Here is a 1116-nt window from a genome sequence, read left to right as displayed (position 1 = left end):
CACCAGCGGCTGCAGCTGACGTACGCGAAACGCGGCGCTGCCCCGACTTCCCTCACCGGAGGTCGGGGCAGCGCCGTTTTTTCGATGCCGTTCGTCATGACGTCATCGCCATGATCAAGTGATAAAAAGTAGGTCCCGGTGCCGCCTCTGGCCTACTTCTCATCACTTGAACATGGTGAGCCGCGATGTCTCGCCTCAGATCAGTCGAACACAGAGACCGGAATTAGGCCCGGGTGGCAGTCCGAGAAATGTATCCATTCCGACGTTGCGTCGTAGGTCCGCAAGCAGTTCGGCAGGGTCGACGACATTCCCGATCTTGGCTTCCGACTCACGTCGAGGGTTCATGGCGGACTTCGCACGATAGACCCTAACTTTCGTGCCTGCGCTCAATGCTTGGATACACACCGCTCTCATGTAAAATCGAACAAATTCCCCTTGCGCTAAGGTTTCAGCAGCGTTGGTGGGGACCTTCTTTTCGTATGGTTGGCCGTTTCGGTGAGAGGCCTCTAGATCGACAAGTAGACCCTCGCTGCGTATGCAGAACGCCAGTGACTCCGGATCGCCAGTCCTTGCGGCGTCAATCATCATCCGGGGCCACCGGCTCATGCCGGTGCCGTTCAGGCGTCGACTCACGAACAGGCTGCCGGTCTCGATGTCCGCCTCAACCTCGTTGATCATTGCTGCGCGTGTTGTGTCGTTCAAATCGTAAAGATCCATACCGCTTCCTTGATTGCGTTTTGAGGGTCGTCCTAAGAACTTACTGAAGCACCTCCGGTGAGGCAATTCCATTAACTGGGAGCGGGAGTTGGTGTCCGCGTGGGCCTAAGTGGAAAAAGTGAGATTGTTTCGGTTACCACCTTGTGTAACCATTACCCGCGAATGTTGCAACCACCTGACACTCGTCCGTCAGACGAGGACGCGAGCGCGCTTGGGATTGCAGCGCCGAGAGCCGGTGGGCCTGCTGCATCTTGAGGCTGGCCTGGTATAGCCTGTCTACTTGCGCGTTGCGTCTAATAGGTGCTGCACGCTCGTGGGCTTTCGCCTATGGCTAAGGCGAGACGGAAACGGGGAGGACGTCCATGCAGCTCATTTCGATTTCGGTGCGAGGGTTCCGTA

1 protein-coding gene is annotated in these 1116 nt (G+C 57.1%); it reads right to left on the bottom strand.

The window, feature by feature from the left end; all coding sequences use genetic code 11:
• Window positions 1-195: 195 nt before the first annotated feature.
• Window positions 196-717, bottom strand: a complete 522-nt coding sequence (locus KBX08_RS33300; protein WP_210787717.1) for a hypothetical protein — start codon at window positions 715-717, stop codon at window positions 196-198.
• Between the last annotated feature and the right edge of the window lie 399 nt (window positions 718-1116).

This window comes from Micromonospora sp. H61 (genome assembly GCF_018070325.1).
In the GTDB taxonomy this organism is placed as follows: Bacteria; Actinomycetota; Actinomycetes; order Mycobacteriales; family Micromonosporaceae; genus Micromonospora; species Micromonospora salmantinae.
The sequence above is the reverse complement of the archived record's forward strand: the minus strand, read 5'-3'. Positions and strand labels throughout refer to the sequence as shown.